This window comes from Microcoleus sp. A006_D1, from assembly GCF_036702805.1.
Classification (GTDB): Bacteria; Cyanobacteriota; Cyanobacteriia; order Cyanobacteriales; family Microcoleaceae; genus Microcoleus.
On sequence record NZ_JAUBVZ010000002.1, the window covers coordinates 634,391 to 649,342 of the forward strand.

Here is a 14,952-nt window from a genome sequence, read left to right on the forward strand (position 1 = left end):
AATATCAAAAGTTTGATGGAGGTAGATTTTGCGATCGTTAAGAAAATTTAAATCCTACCCATAATCAGCAACCCCGATATATATTGGTAATGTTGCAAAATCTAAATCCGAATAAAATTAAGAAAACTTTAACATTTTTTCAAGTAACCATGACAAATTTTAAACAAAAGGTTGTTGGAATTGACAAGCCCACAAACCAACACTTGGGACGCCAGTGGAAAGGAGAGAGGGTTCCGATTGAAGTAGTTTGGGTTACTTACCCCGATCGTGATAACAAACAGATTAAAAAAGAGGGGATTGCTGTGGAGGGGAAAATCCTAGGCCCCTATGCTCAAGACTTATCGCAATTACCTATCGGAACTCAAGCGATCGCACAAATTTTCCCTGAGTTGGGAAAAGCAGTGCTGGCAAGAGGCAAGAGGAAACCTGATGGTAGTCATAATTTACTCAGGATTGAAGTATTGGAACCCTATGACTATGCCGAAGTCGATTTCACAGGAGAAACGGCAACTTTAACTGTTGACTTTATTCCAGATCCAAAACCTAGAAGGAATACTCAACCTAAAGACAAACTGATGATTGCAGTAGTGAGGCTTAACGGTAAGATATTGGGACACCTGACTCAAGAGTCAATCACTCTGCTCAGAAGCTTAGGAAAATCTATCAAAGGTACTGCAATCAATGTCACTTTAGAACGAGTAAACCTCCCAAAAGCTCTGGTTATCCTTATCGACCCAAAAACTATTGTTAATAAAACTAAGAAGACACTTGCAGGTGAGGACGTGTTAGTTTGTTGCCAGAGTATGACAGTCGAAACAAACAATGGAATGAAGCTCATAAAATCTATTCCAATAAATTTTGAAGTATCTTGTGTGGCTATTAGCCCAGAGGGTCATAAACTAGCATTTGCTTGTAAAAGTTCTATTGAAGGCAATATTGAAACAATTGTAGTTAGTGAAATAGACTCTATTATCAACAACGGTTTGAGTTGTAAAAATCTGGCGAAAGTCAACCATATTGTTAGTAGCCTTGCTTTTAGTCCAGATGGAGAAATGTTAGTCAGTTGTTATCTCAATGGTATATCAATTTGGAACTTAACAACTAAAAGAGAAAAATTTATATCTTTATCTATTCATGATTTTGCTATTACGCCTGATAGTAAAAAGTTGGTCACAGCAGTAGATGAAGAGGTTTTGGTTTGGGATATCAAAACAGGAGAATTGCTGCAAAAATTTACTGGAAACTGGGATTACACCTTTAGTGTGGCAATTAGCCCTGATAATGACACGATTGCAAGTAGCTGTAAGCGGTTAGTTCTGCTCTCCAGTATGAAGACGGGAGAGCAAGAGGTTCTACAAGGTCCAATGCATTCAATTCGCTTCGTTGCATTTAGTCATGATGGTTCTCTTGTTGTAAACGAATTAGGGGAATTGTGGGATATCAAGCAAGGGGAAAAAAATAATAGGTATCCATTGAAATGGAATTATGAAGAAGGAGTTAGTCGCTATTCTGGCTCGGTTGTTGTTTTCAGCCCTGATGGCTCTCTTGTTGCTTTCATTTCTAAATCTATAATTTATTTTTTGGATCTAAATACTAGAAAGCTAGTTGCAGAGAAACGTTGGCCTTCTGAGGAAAAGTCCGGACCTTTCGCTTTTAGCCTAGATCAAAAAACACTGGTAACAGGTGCAAGCAAGACTATTAAACTGTGGGATTTTTGGAACTAGAGTTGAGAAATAGCAATTCATAATATAGTCTAATCTGTGGCGATCGCACCCCTCATCCCTCCTATAAAAATGCAAAGCGATCGCACTCACTCCTCAAAAGAACCATCCCCAAGCAATTCCAACAACTCATCCCAAGAACAGCCAAATGTTTCCTTAATACGGCTAACTGGGTCTATTTCTATCTTCGCCATTGGCTGCATAGCATAACGGCGAACGGTAGTGTATGTGACACCAGAACGTCTGCTTAGTTCGTTAAGGCTCCAGTTCCGCTCTTCGCAAAGCTCTTTGACTCTAACTTTTACTCGATACATACCCATTAGCTTATGAGTATTTGAGTGTCAGAACTAGAACTTTCACACCTACGCATTCATATATATGCGTTGACATATATGCGCTAGCGCTATAAAATGAATATCAAGTCAAAAGCCAGCGCCTCTACCTACCAAGTGTCCGCGCTGGCTCTAGCTCCCTTATGCAATGGAGACAAAACCCATTATGACCTATAAAGAGTGCTTGAAGCCTTGGGCGGTTGCCCGTTTGCTGCCCAATTTGCAATGGGCGATTGTCGGGCGATACCGCAATCGATCGGATGCTGACGGACATCTTCAGTTGTGTCGCCAGCGAGTCCCCGATATCCGATTGAAAGTTGTGTTTGCTTTGCCCGATCGCACTGATTTGACACCTCAAGGCCGATAACCGATCGTAGGAATCGGTTTTTTAGGCAGAACTTACGCACTCCCGACAAAGAAACCGGGTTTTTTACCCTTACTGCGGACTATAGCAGAGGATTTTCGTCCATCAAACCCGGTTTCTGGCCACCCGTGCGTCAGGACTATTAGGGAAAAAGAAAACAGCCCCACGTGAGGCTGTCTTCGATCGCACTATTGTATTTGACACTGCTGGGCGTCCTACTTTTCCAACTGCCACTAATCCTGGGTTCACTGCCACAGAGGTGTAATTTATTACATTTCATGATGCGAAACGCTAAACTCAATATTAGAGAAATTTTAAATTGAATGTAAAATCAACTTCTACTAAGCTAACTCAGCTATGTTGGCGATCGGGGGCATCTCTTTTCAGGAACGAGGGGAAAGGCTAAAGAATACAACACAATCTGTTCTGGACGCTATTAGACTAAAGAAACCGGGTTTTTTACTCCGATTAAAAGTCTGGATGCAGTATTTTCGGCAAAAATCCGATTTCTAGGCGATCGTGCGTCAATCCTAGCTAAATCCCTCAATCCTTCGTCCTTGCCGATCGGTGACCAAACTTTACCTATCATATTCCATGTCAAACAAGTCGCCCTGCATCATGTTGGTTGATGACGAGCCAGCTAATCTGATTTTATTAGAAGAGTTATTGCAACTCAAAGGATACGCCACAGTATCAGCGCGATCGGGCGATGAAGCGCTCTCCCTCGCCCGCGCATCTCAACCCGATTTAATTTTACTGGATATCATGATGCCAGAGATGGACGGTTTTGATGTGTGCGACATCCTGCGGAACGATAAAACATTGCAAACAGTACCGATAATTTTTTTGACTGCCCTCGATGACGACATATCTCGCCTCAAAGGGTTAGAAATGATGGCAGATGATTATTTAACAAAGCCTTTTAACAGTCGCTTGTTGCTGGCAAAAGTTGAAAATATTTTACAGTTGAGCCAAATGCGATCGCAAGTTGTATCCTCCCAATTCAACAAGCAGGTAAAAGAGCAAAGCAAGCGCCAAATCGCCGCAGCTTGGGAGGCCAACGAGTATCTTTCCGAAAAATTTCAGCTCTTTGTGCCGGAGCAGCTTCTAGAACGAATTGCGCCTAAAGGAATAGAATCGATTCAGTTGGGCAATGTCACAGAAGAAGAGCTGACTATTCTGTTTTGCGACATTCGCGGGTTTACTGCGATCGCGGAATCTCAAGAAGCCCGCGAGACTTTTGAATGGTTGAATGCTTTTTTTACTAAAATGAACGAATGTATCACGTCCCACGGCGGGTTTATTGACAAATACCTAGGCGATGCTATCATGGCAGTATTTGACCAGCCGCATTCTCACGCTATAAATGCGATCGAAGCAGCAGTAGCAATGCAAGAAAGTTTGCAGGAATTTAATACCAGCCGCCACAAATACAATTTACAATATCCCGTCAATATCGGTACGGGAATTAACACAGGAATCGGCATGATCGGCACATTAGGTTCCGATCGCCGCATGGACTCTACAGTCATCGGCGATGTGGTAAATACAGCTTCTCGGTTAGAAAATTTAACCAAAATATACGGCTGCCAAATTATTGTTAGCGAAAGTGCGATCGTTCATGCGAGAGAATTTCTAAATAGCATAAGTCTGAACTCAAAAGAAAGTCTATTATTAAAGTGCAACTTGGAAGCCGAAACACCGGAAAGTATGATTTCTACTTCTCGCGCGACAGCAGCCGACAGCCATTCGCCCAGCAACAATTATTATTATCGCTGGATCGATCGAGTAACCCCGCGCGGCAAGCAGCAAGCCATTGAAATCTACGAAATCTGGGCCGCCTCCAGTCCCGACTCTCAAGCAAAACAGCTTACCCAATCTTTATTTGACAAAGGAATTCAAGGATGGCAATCCGAAAAATTTGTCGCCGCCTTGGGATATTTTCAGCAACTAATCCAACAAAACCCCGCTGATACAGTCGTCAGTTTTTATATAGATAGATGTCAGGAAAAACTAGGTCTTATACCTGCAAATATCAGCTCAAAAAGGAGCTAAACGTAATTCGTTCGTAGTGAGGACTTCAGTCCTTCTGAGGTTCGTAGTGAGGATTTCAGTCCTTCTGAGGTTCGTAGTGAGGATTTCAGTCCTTCTGAGGTTCCTAGTGAGGATTTCAGTCCTTCTGAGGTTCGTAGTGAGGATTTCAGTCCTCATTCTCAGCGCCAATAATGACTAAAGTCCTTACTACGAACCTATAAGAAGATTCTAATTTAAACCCACATCAAACAGTCGTCAAAACTTGTTCTCTCAACTTCCCGATCAACTCATTAACTCCCCCCGCATTCAAACGGTAACTCAAAGGATGACCGATCAAATAAGCCGAACTTTGAAACAAAACATCAATTTCCACCAAACCATTTTCCCGCAAAGTTTTGCCAGTCGAAATCAAATCCACAATAGCCTCCGACATACCCGTAATCGGCCCCAACTCCACAGAACCGTAAAGTGGCACAATTTCCACAGGCAAATTCAAATTATGAAAATATTCTCTCGCACAGTTTACGAACTTAGAAGCAACTCTACCGTGAGGAGGCAAATCCACACTTCGCCGATAAGGACTAGATTCTTTCACCGCCACCGATAGCCGACACTTACCAAAATTTAAATCAATTAAATTAGCAACTTTCGGCTTTTTTTCCCGCAATACATCATAACCCGCAATCCCTAAATCAGCTTGACCGTATTCCACATAAACCGGGACATCATGCGTCCTGACTAGCAAAGCTTTAGCAGTTCCGGTAGGGTCATAAATTTGAAGTTGGCGGTTAGAGGAATCGAGAAAAGCACTAAAGTCTAATCCAACCGATTTAAACAGTCGAATGCTATCTCCTAACAGTCCGCCTTTGGGAAGTGCAACAGTAATCATGTCAATTTTTAGAGTGTAAATTGCTCAATTTGGGAAGGGGCGATTGCGGCACAAGCAGAAACAGCTTTTACCAAACCCAGAATAACACATAGAGTTCACAGCGGAAAATAAATTTCGGGTATTGCTCGATCCTTTGTTTGGGTATATATTATATTTAGTCATTTTTTTCAAGGGCGGTCAGTATGGAAAACAATCAAGAGTTTGACAGTCAAGAATTTGACGGAGAATTTCACAGTGTAGACCCGGATTCCCTGAAAATTACAGTAGATGAAATCCTCTCAGGCGGCGGTGTAGAGGCAGAGGAAATGCACTATACAGTGGTCGTACCTACCGCTAACGATGCCAAACTCCACGGAAAAAAATTCAATGCCAAATCAGGTGTGATCGTCGATACAGCCCCCCGATCGCCGTTTGCAGAAAAACGCGGAACGCTGGGAGGCTGTTAATGTAAAATGCTTGCAGAGGCTGGTGTGTCACGCATCTAACAGTGTATTCAACTCTAAAACTTAAAATTTAACGGGCGATCGCCAAATAGCTGACAGCTAAACTATGACCGAATTGACACTTGTTATTGGCAACAAAAATTATTCCTCTTGGTCGCTGCGTGCTTGGCTGGCGATGAAACAAGCTGGACTGGAATTTGCCGAAGTCAGAATCCCCCTAGACGCGCAGACAACTCATGAGGAAATTCGGCGGTATTCTCCCTCGGGAAAAGTGCCAGTTTTAATCGACGGCGACTTGAAAGTCTGGGAATCTTTAGCAATTTGCGAATACGTTGCCGATCGCTTTGCGAAGGATTTGTGGCCGGCCGATGTAGCGGCTAGGGCTTACGCCCGTTCCATCTGCGCCGAAATGCACGCGGGGTTCCAAAATTTGCGCGAAAATATGCCGATGGACTGCCGCAACCGCTATCCGGGAGAAGGAATGACGGACGGTGTACAAGCAGAGATCGATCGCATCTTTGCCATCTGGCGCGAATGCCGCCAAAAATTCGGCACAGGCGGCAATATGCTGTTCGGAAAATTCACAGTAGTTGACGCTATGTTCGCCCCCGTTGTCATGCGTTTTGTCACCTACGGAGTCAAATTAGATTCCGAAGCAAAAGATTATGCTGATGCGATTTTAGCACTGCCTGCCATCCAGGAATGGATAGCAGCAGCTTGCAGCGAATCGGAAAGTTTTGCACATTTTAAGGTGTAGCTAAAATTAGTTTACTTAACCTAAAATGTCAAATCTAAAATCTTAAATTTAAAATCAGGATGCGGATTCTTTTAGTTGATGATGAAGTTGAGTTGACAGACCCTTTGAGTCGAGTTTTAAGCCGCGAAGGTTATACAGTTGATGTGGCATTTGACGGAGAAAATGGCAGCAATTTAGCAATGCAGGGAAGTTACGATTTGCTAATTTTGGATTGGATGCTACCGAGACAAACCGGATTGGCAATTTGTCAACAATTGCGATCGCAAGGACGGAATACACCAGTCCTATTTCTCACCGCCAAAGATACCCTAGACGATCGCGTACAAGGACTCGACGCAGGCGCAGACGACTATCTAGTCAAGCCATTTGAACTGCGAGAGCTCCTAGCCAGAGTCCGCGCCTTGCTGCGGCGGCCTCCTACTTTTGACGCCGATGTGGCTGTCGGGCGGCTGCAAGTCGCAGATTTACAGCTAGACTACGACAATCAAATAGCTTATCGGGGCGATCGAACAATTGACCTCTCCGAAAAAGAATGTCAACTATTAGAATACTTAATGCGCCATCCCGGTCAAATACTAACACACGAACAAATCCACAAATATTTATGGACTGAAGCCGAAAAACCCAGCAGCAACGTATTAGCCGCTCAAATTCGCCTGCTGCGGCGCAAAATAGAAGCCCCGCGCGAATCCGTCCTAATTCACACAGTCTACGGCAGAGGCTATCGCTTTGCAGAAGCCAATTAATAATAATAGGAATTGCCCATAAAGACGGCGGTTGAAACCGCGTCTAAACTTTCTTCCGCCGACGCGGACTGAACAAAACAACATAATTTTAACCTTCCAGTCTTCAACCCGCGCACCATCCGGGTTTTGTCTGTGTAGAAGCGGTTGAAACCGCCCAATCTTCTTGACAAACCAAAGTAATTACTGTCACCTCCGGCGGACAAAATAGCCTCCCTGGCGCATAAGTTCCCAAACCGCGATTTACATACAGCCAATTATTCCCAACCTGATGCAAACCGCTAGCCCATTCCCAGTGAATCACCACGCGATCGCAAGCCGACAGATAAGGAATCCACTTTCGGATTGATTGAGGAATCAAATAGCCAATTTTTCTGACCCAAGCATACAAAGGCCCGATACCAGGAATCACAATTTGACCGCCGTGAGTGTGTCCAGAAAACTGCAAATCAATCCGCCATTTTTGTAGCTTTTCAGCAGTATCAGGATTGTGAGACAATACAATCCGAGGAATTGCCGGATTGATTGATGCCATTACAGGCGCAGGTGCAAAATCGCCCGACCAAAAATCTGCCAGCCCAACTAAAGCCAATTCAGACCCCAAAGGATAGACTGCTTCGTTGTACAAAACCCGAATACCTGCCTTATTCAAAGCATTAGCAATCTCAGTTTTTGCCCCCGGGAAATAGTGGTCATGATTGCCCAAAACGGCGTAAATTCCCACCCGACTTTGCAAGCTTTTCAAGCGTTGTACTAAGTCGTGAATAGGCGCCGGATCGTAGCTAATAAAATCTCCGGTTAAAAAAATAAAGTCTGGTTCAGCTTCATTAGCTGCCACAATCGCCTCTTCTAGCAACCATTCCGACAGCCGCTCTCCGTCATAATGAAAGTCGGTAAGCTGTACAATTTTAGTACCGGATAGATTTGCGGGCAAATTGGCGATCGGTATTGTTAAACATTCTACCCGCAGTTTCCCAGTTAATAACCTGTGCATAAATCTAATGTTTATTGACAGAGCGCAATCTCTAGTGTAGCAAATAAACAAGCAAGACCGCCAAACCCCATATTATTTACTTTTCATTCTGCCATCTGACCAATAACCAATAACTAATAACTAATAACCAATAACCAATAACCAATAACCAATAACTAATAACTCCTAACTAAGCAATAAGGTGCTTCTGGCTTCTGGCTTCTGGCTTCTTACATCCGTTACATCCGTTACATAATCCGTTGCCGAACTTCCTTCACTTTTGATAAATCACCTCAAAAGTTTCGACAGCTTTCTTCTTACCTTTAACTATCACCGAGCCAATTTTCCTAAATTCAAACATATCTTTAGTAGCGCTGTAAACGCTATCGCTGACCAAAATTTGCCCTCCCTGGGCCATTGACTGCAACCTAGATGCAATATTCACCTCATCCCCTATTGCAGTATAGTCCATGTGCTGCGGCGAACCAATATTACCAACAACTACCTCCCCCGAACTAATGCCAATACCAGTCAGAAAATTATCCGCAATCCAAGAAATCGACATTCTTCTAATCCGGCGCTGCATATCGATCGCAGTTTCGATCGCCTTCCTTTCGCGATCGGCCACCTCCGAAGGCGCCCCAAACATTGCCACAATCATATCTCCCACAAACTTATTCACAGTACCTTCATGACTAAAAATCACCTCTACCATCTCCGTGAAATACTCGTTTAAATACATCACTATTCTTTCAGCCGGAAGCTCTTCACACTTAGTAGTAAAATCTCTAATATCAGAAAAAAGAACCGTTATATTTCGCTTAGTCGGATTGAGAGAAATCTCTCCTTTAGCTTCAATTACTGCTTGCACCACCTGGGGGGAAAGGTATCTTTCCAAATTATTTTTAATCCGTTCTTCCTTCAATTTACTTTCATGTAAAAGCGCATTTTCGATCGCCGCCGCCGCTTGCGATGCCAAAGCCGTAAATAATTTTAAATCCTGTGCCGTATAGTTAACAAGTTCGTTATGACTAATATTGATTACGCCGATCGTACCATTCTGCGTTGTTAGAGGCGCACAAATCAGAGAACGCATCTCATTGTCTCCCGCAACATATCTGGGATCGGACAAGACATCATTGACTATTTCAGCTTTTCCCGAAACAAGAATATGACCTGCTATCCCTATATTTGGGCCGATTTTTGTTTTGCTGTTATACTCCTTACCCCGCGCCGAAACAATCTCCAGTTTGCCGATTTTTTCATTAATCAGCATGACCGAAATATTGGTAGCTTCAATCAATTTTTTAGCTTCAGTTACCACCAATTGACTGACTTCAGAAACTCCCAAACAAGTAGCTATTTTGCTAGAGAAATCGTACAAAAAATTAACTTCTTCGTACTTATCTAAAGTATCCACAGCCAAAGTTCTTGTATCCAAGTCGGCGCTGGCAGCAAAACCCAGCATATCGGCAATAAATGCTGCTTTTTCAGTTCCTGTTACGTAACCGATAACTTCATCGGCTAGGATGATAGGATAGGTATTTAAGGATGTCTGACAGTCTTCGCCAAATAAGATAGTTCCTTCAACATTCCGAATTGCGATCGGAGCGTCTAAAACACCGAGCGCGCCCTCAATTACCGCCCGCAAATCTTTCTTAGAAATCAATTTTTTGAGATTGATGCGAACCATTTACTTTGCTATTAGTCATGAGTGAGCGAGCGTTAGTCATTAGTTTTTAACCAGTCACAAACGACCAAAAACTAAAGAATATTCTTGTCAATTAATTGTGTACCTATCCCTACATCTGTGCCGTCAAACCCAAAATCTCCCTAGCTTTGACTAGCACTTCTTTCGGGCGAAAAGGTTTAGTCATATAAAGATTTGCCCCCACCGCCATACCGCTTTGCTTATCATATTCTTGTCCCTTAGCTGTCAACATAATAATGTAAACATCCTCCATCCCTAGTTCATTTTTCACCGTATTGCACACCTCTAGCCCACTCATTTTTGGCATCATTACATCGAGAAAGACTAAATCTGGCTTTTCTTCCTTAATTATGTTCAATGCCTCCAGTCCATCTCTCGCAGTCAGCAACTCTACATCATCCTCATCTTCCAACTTTTCTAGAGCCTGCTCCATCAAAATCAGAATATTCGGTTCATCATCCACAATTAAAACTTTTTTCATAGAAATTCCTCATTAATTTGTTTGTTCATCGCGTTATCCTCTGCAATATCTCCCAAAACAATTATGGAGACTTTTTCCAAGCCCTTAGTAAGGCGCAATTTTTTGACTAATTCTTGGTCTTGAGATAACGCTTCGTCAATAATAATTAAATCCAGCTCGATCGCCCTAACTCGATCCAGGCATTCTGTAACATCAGAGGCCTCGATCACATTATATCCCTGAAAAACCAACGTAGCCGACAAAGTTTTGAGAGTAGAAGCATTGCTAACAACCACCAACACCGTCTTATTAGACATCTCTTGCCGCAGCAGTAAGCCGATCTCCTTTAACAGTGCCGCTATATTTATAGGCTTGGTAAAATAACTATCTACTCCCAAACGCCAGCCCCTGTCTCTGTCTTGAATCAGGGAAACGATGATAATCGGAATCCCCAGAGTTTCCGGGTCATTTTTGAGAACCGCCGCCACATCAAAACCGTCGATGTGAGGCATCATTACATCTAAAATAATCAGATCGGGTTTGACTGCTTTAGCCTGAGAAATAGCATCTATACCGTTAATTGCTTCCGCGACTTTATACCCTTCTTCTTCCAGGGACTGTCTCAGCATTTCCCGGATGTTAGGCTCATCATCAACAACTAAAATCTGCTGGCCCTTTTTAATAGAGAGCGGAGTTCTGCTGAGCACTTGCTGTTTCACTTGACCGATTAAATCATTAATATTTTCGCATTTTTCCACCAGTTCAATATTTTTTACGAGCGGTATACTAAACGAAAAAGTGCTGCCCCTGCCCAACTCACTTTCTAGCCAAATTCTACCGCCGTGGTGTTCAATAATTTGTTTGGAAATTGGCAGCCCCAAGCCAGTTCCTTTCGGCTTTTCTGTCAGGATATCTCCGACTTGTTTAAATCTTTCAAAAACTTTGCTTTGGTCTTCTCGTGCAATACCGATGCCAGTATCGATAATGCTAATAACCAACTCGTCATTTTCTACTCGGGCACGACAGGTTACAGAACCTGATTCTGTGAACTTGACTGCATTCGAGATTAAATTAATCGCGACTTGAACCATGCGATCGCGGTCTACTAATACCTGCGGCAGTCCGGGGCTAAAATCTTTAATCAAATTCAAATTATTCTTTTGTAATAAAGATGACGTAGCAGCGATCGCCTGTTTTAAGATTTGCACTGGATTTGTGGGCCGCAACTGCCATTCAACTCGCCCCGCTTCCATCTTAGCAATATCCAAAACATCATTAATTAAAGATGTCAACCGCTCAGCTTCTGACACAATAATGTTGATATTGTCTCCCACTCTATTCAAGGCTTTTTTTATTTTGCGGTCTGCCGCTGGCACTCCTGGAACAATTACTTCTTCTAGTTTTTCTTTAATCAGCGAAGCAAAACCCAAAACCGAAGTTAAAGGCGTTCGCAGTTCGTGAGAAACCGTAGCCAGAAAATCTGTTTTCATCCGGTCAACTTCTCGTTCCACCGTCACATCTCTAATCAAAATCACCGAACCCAGAGAGCGATCGGCTTCGTCTTTCACCGCCTCTTTGAGAATAGTTGTCGCTAAAGCTTGACCGATCCTAGAATTTCCCAGTTCCACTTCCAGCGTCACAATTTCTCCCTCTCGATGCTCTGTCGCCTCCACCAATTTTGCTAATTTTTTAGGAAATATTTCAGATACTTTTTTCCCCTTGAGGTCAACATCTTTCAATTCAAACATCGCCCCCAGGGCCGGGTTAAACCTGGTAATTTTACCTTCAATGTCAGTAACTAATAACCCGTCAGCTAAATTGTCAACGATCGCATTTAAGTCGGCCAAAGTCGTCCGCAATTCCCAGGACTGCTTTTTAGTGCGATCGAGCAATTCTGCTTGGTTCATAGCTACTCCCAATTGACTGCCAATCTGAGCCAGTAACCTCACTTCTCCCGCTTCCCACTCACGGGGGCCCGAGTTCTGGTAAGCTGCTAGCAAACCCCAGAGATTTTCCCCCACAAAAACAGGCACTACACAATATGCTTTGGCTTGAATTTGCTCTAAAATTTCTACGTGACATGGAGAGTGACCAATTTTGTAGATGTCATTAACTACAAAATTTTCTTGATTGCGATACCTGCCGCCCTGAGTTTTTTGCAAATAATCATCTTGCCAGACTGTTTTAACTTTTTCAGTTACTAAAGGTATCCAACCTTCTGCTACCGACTCCGAGACAAATTCCCCGCTCCAGTCAGGAAAAAAACGGTAAACTCCTACACGATCGCAATTGAGGAGTTGCCGCACTTCTTGAGTCGTCGCGCTAAATATTTTGTCAATATTTAGCGTCTGGCGAATTCGTTCAATTACTCGGGTTAATGTGCGTTCCTGTTCTACTGCTTTCGCCTGCTGTTTAGCTTGAAACTGTATTTGTTCTAGGTACTCGGACTGCTGCAAAGCCACTCCCAAATGAGTACCAATTTGATTTAGCAACTTGACTTCCGTTTCTTCCCAGTGCCGCGCACCTGTATGTTGAAATGCACTGAGCAATCCCCAGAGTTTCTCTCCTTTAAAAATCGAAACTACCGCACAGGATTTGACGCCAAAATATTCTAAAGCTTCTATGTGACAATCGCTCTGACCGGCCTTGTAGATATCATCAGCTATAAAGGTTTCGGCGCACCGGAATCGACCTCCTTGGTGTTCGTTTAAGTAGGGGTCTTCCCAACCGCTGCCTACCAATTTCGGCCATTCGCCGGATTCAGATTCAAAGATAAAGTCGCCGAAATAGTCTTCCCGGAATTGATAAATAGCAATGCGATCGACATTCAAAAGTTTGCGCACTTCTGTCGTTGCTGTCTGGAAAATTGTTTCCATATCTAAGGTTTGGCGGATCTTGTCAATCATCCGAGTTACTGCTCGTTCTCGGTCTGCTTCCTTCACCAGCTCTTCAGTGCGTTTTCGCAATTGAGCCTCCAGAGTAGTCTGGAGTGCTGTTGACCGCTTCTGGGCTTTTTGTAAAAGTTTTGCTTGCTGTATTGCTACTCCCAAATGCACCGCAATTTGAGTGACAAACTCAATTTCATCTTCTTGCCACTGGCGTGGGGCGTGACATTGGTGAATGCACAGCAATCCCCAAAGTTGATGTCCTTTAATTAAAGGTACAACTAGGTTTGCTTTCACCTGAAACTGGGCAAGAATAGCAATGTGACAATCGCTCAATCCAGCATTGTAAATATCAGAAACAACCTGAATTCTTCCTTTCTGATAGTGTACTGCGTGTTGTTCTCCAAAGCAGTGGTCGTGTACCTTGACAGCTTTTGCTGAGTCAAACTCAGGCAACACGTCTTCAGACACAAATTCGCCGTCGTCAAATCCTGAATCCTGGTAAAATTGAAACATTCCCACTCGATCGGCATTCAGCAGTTGGCGCACTTCCCGGGCGGTTGATTTAAAAATAATGTCTAAGTCTAGGGACTCCCGAATTTTGGTCACTACAGCAAACAGCGCCTTTTGTTTCGCAATTCTAGCGGCTTCTGGTTTAGCGGCAGACTCTAGTTCGGCAACGCGCGCTTTGAGGGTTTCTACCTGGCTTTTGAGGGACTCGTAATCTTCGGGATCTAATACTACATGATTTTCTGGCATAGGTTTGACTCTCTTTTGGTAAGCTTATTAAGTATTGATAGTTGTTTGTTCTGATAATTCTGTCTTCAATTTTATCTTCTATTCAATAAACTTTCGACAGGATTGGCTGCGATGGTTTTATAAGTAGCAACTAAGGCTCTGTGCGCGCTGGCGTTGCGATCGCACGATCTCAATTGTCGTCGATCGAACGCTGCCCTTATTGAAGCGGCCTGACGCCCCCAACTGCGACAGTATTTTTATGATATATGACTTGCGTGACAAGCTGTTTAAAACGCGCTCGATCGCCTTCAGACAGGCATTCCCTGCCCGCATTTATATTCTTTTGGCAATTTTCAAAGCTGCGACACCGCGCCGCATCCCGATCCGGGAGGGCAACTGCGGGGATTACCCCTACTGGGTTAATTACGCATTTTGTATTAGTTTCCGCAACGTCCTCGCGTGCTTGTTCCACAACAAATCAAATGTTGTGGCGCGGTTAGAAGCCCGGCCAGAGAGGGACTGTGGCGACGGGTGGAAGATGTGAGTTTATCCTCAAAACATCAATTCATGCGGGCGGTTCACACTCGGGATAGCTACGCTTCACGGCTTTTTTCGCCCACGCATCACCCTCATCAGCTTTCCTGATGAGCGTCATCAGGTAAACTGTCGTTACACCCCTTTACAAACCTTAACAGTACCGTTAATAATAGAGACATCATCCGAACATTGACAACCAAATACAGCAATCATAAACACATGACAGCAACCTTACAACAGCGCGAAAGCGCCAATATCTGGTCGCAATTCTGCAACTGGGTCACCAGCACCGACAACCGCCTCTATGTAGGCTGGTTCGGCGTCTTGATGATTCCTACCTTGCTCACTGCTACTATCTGCTACGT

General features: G+C 43.5%; 12 protein-coding genes and 1 pseudogene. 7 read left to right on the forward strand and 6 right to left on the reverse strand.

Features of this window, described 5'->3' with window-relative positions; all coding sequences use genetic code 11:
- Window positions 1–89 precede the first annotated feature (89 nt).
- Window positions 90–1,724 (forward strand): WD40 repeat domain-containing protein, encoded by a 1,635-nt coding sequence (locus QUB68_RS05570; protein ID WP_332990121.1) that lies wholly within the window; start codon window positions 90–92, stop codon window positions 1,722–1,724.
- A gap of 86 nt (window positions 1,725–1,810) precedes the next feature.
- On the opposite strand, the gene QUB68_RS05575 is transcribed toward QUB68_RS05570, so the two are convergent.
- Window positions 1,811–2,041, reverse strand: coding sequence for a helix-turn-helix domain-containing protein (locus tag QUB68_RS05575; RefSeq protein WP_332990123.1), 231 nt, complete (start codon window positions 2,039–2,041; stop codon window positions 1,811–1,813).
- A gap of 178 nt (window positions 2,042–2,219) precedes the next feature.
- Between QUB68_RS05575 and QUB68_RS05580 the strand changes: the two genes are divergently transcribed.
- Window positions 2,220–2,420: a hypothetical protein gene (locus tag QUB68_RS05580; RefSeq protein ID WP_332990125.1), complete on the forward strand. Its 201-nt coding sequence runs from the start codon at window positions 2,220–2,222 to the stop codon at window positions 2,418–2,420.
- A 591-nt stretch (window positions 2,421–3,011) separates the two neighbouring features.
- Window positions 3,012–4,472, forward strand: a complete 1,461-nt coding sequence (locus tag QUB68_RS05585; RefSeq protein ID WP_332990127.1) for a response regulator — start codon at window positions 3,012–3,014, stop codon at window positions 4,470–4,472.
- Window positions 4,473–4,695: 223 nt separating this feature from the next.
- On the opposite strand, the gene hisG is transcribed toward QUB68_RS05585, so the two are convergent.
- Window positions 4,696–5,340, reverse strand: a complete 645-nt coding sequence (gene hisG, locus QUB68_RS05590) for an ATP phosphoribosyltransferase (RefSeq protein WP_332990129.1) — start codon at window positions 5,338–5,340, stop codon at window positions 4,696–4,698.
- Between the two features lie 182 nt (window positions 5,341–5,522).
- Here hisG and QUB68_RS05595 point away from each other — a divergent pair, with 182 nt between their 5' ends.
- The 3 genes from QUB68_RS05595 (at window position 5,523) to rppA (ending at window position 7,286) form a co-directional block, all read left to right on the forward strand.
- Window positions 5,523–5,786 (forward strand): hypothetical protein, encoded by a 264-nt coding sequence (locus QUB68_RS05595; RefSeq protein ID WP_332990131.1) that lies wholly within the window; start codon window positions 5,523–5,525, stop codon window positions 5,784–5,786.
- A 103-nt stretch (window positions 5,787–5,889) separates the two neighbouring features.
- Window positions 5,890–6,540, forward strand: a complete 651-nt coding sequence (locus tag QUB68_RS05600; protein WP_332990133.1) for a glutathione S-transferase family protein — start codon at window positions 5,890–5,892, stop codon at window positions 6,538–6,540.
- Window positions 6,541–6,599: 59 nt separating this feature from the next.
- Window positions 6,600–7,286, forward strand: a complete 687-nt coding sequence (gene rppA / locus QUB68_RS05605; protein WP_332990135.1) for a two-component system response regulator RppA — start codon at window positions 6,600–6,602, stop codon at window positions 7,284–7,286.
- A gap of 103 nt (window positions 7,287–7,389) precedes the next feature.
- Here the strand turns inward: rppA and QUB68_RS05610 are convergent, their stop codons facing one another.
- The 4 genes from QUB68_RS05610 to QUB68_RS05625 form a co-directional block, all read right to left on the reverse strand.
- A complete protein-coding gene (locus QUB68_RS05610) occupies window positions 7,390–8,277 on the reverse strand; it encodes a metallophosphoesterase (RefSeq protein WP_332990136.1) in 888 nt (295 codons plus the stop codon).
- Window positions 8,278–8,530: 253 nt separating this feature from the next.
- Complete coding sequence (locus tag QUB68_RS05615) at window positions 8,531–9,949, reverse strand: adenylate/guanylate cyclase domain-containing protein (RefSeq protein ID WP_332990138.1); 1,419 nt, start codon at window positions 9,947–9,949, stop codon at window positions 8,531–8,533.
- A gap of 109 nt (window positions 9,950–10,058) precedes the next feature.
- Window positions 10,059–10,448 carry a response regulator transcription factor gene (locus tag QUB68_RS05620; protein WP_106150427.1) on the reverse strand — a complete coding sequence of 130 codons (390 nt, stop codon included), beginning with the start codon at window positions 10,446–10,448 and terminating at the stop codon, window positions 10,059–10,061.
- On the reverse strand, window positions 10,445–14,071 hold the full coding sequence (locus QUB68_RS05625; protein ID WP_332990140.1) for a GAF domain-containing protein: 3,627 nt from the start codon (window positions 14,069–14,071) through the stop codon (window positions 10,445–10,447). Before QUB68_RS05625 ends, QUB68_RS05620 begins: the two co-directional genes overlap by 4 nt.
- 735 nt (window positions 14,072–14,806) lie before the next feature.
- Between QUB68_RS05625 and QUB68_RS05630 the strand changes: the two are divergent.
- Window positions 14,807–14,952, forward strand: a pseudogene (locus tag QUB68_RS05630) (photosystem II q(b) protein); the annotation flags it as partial.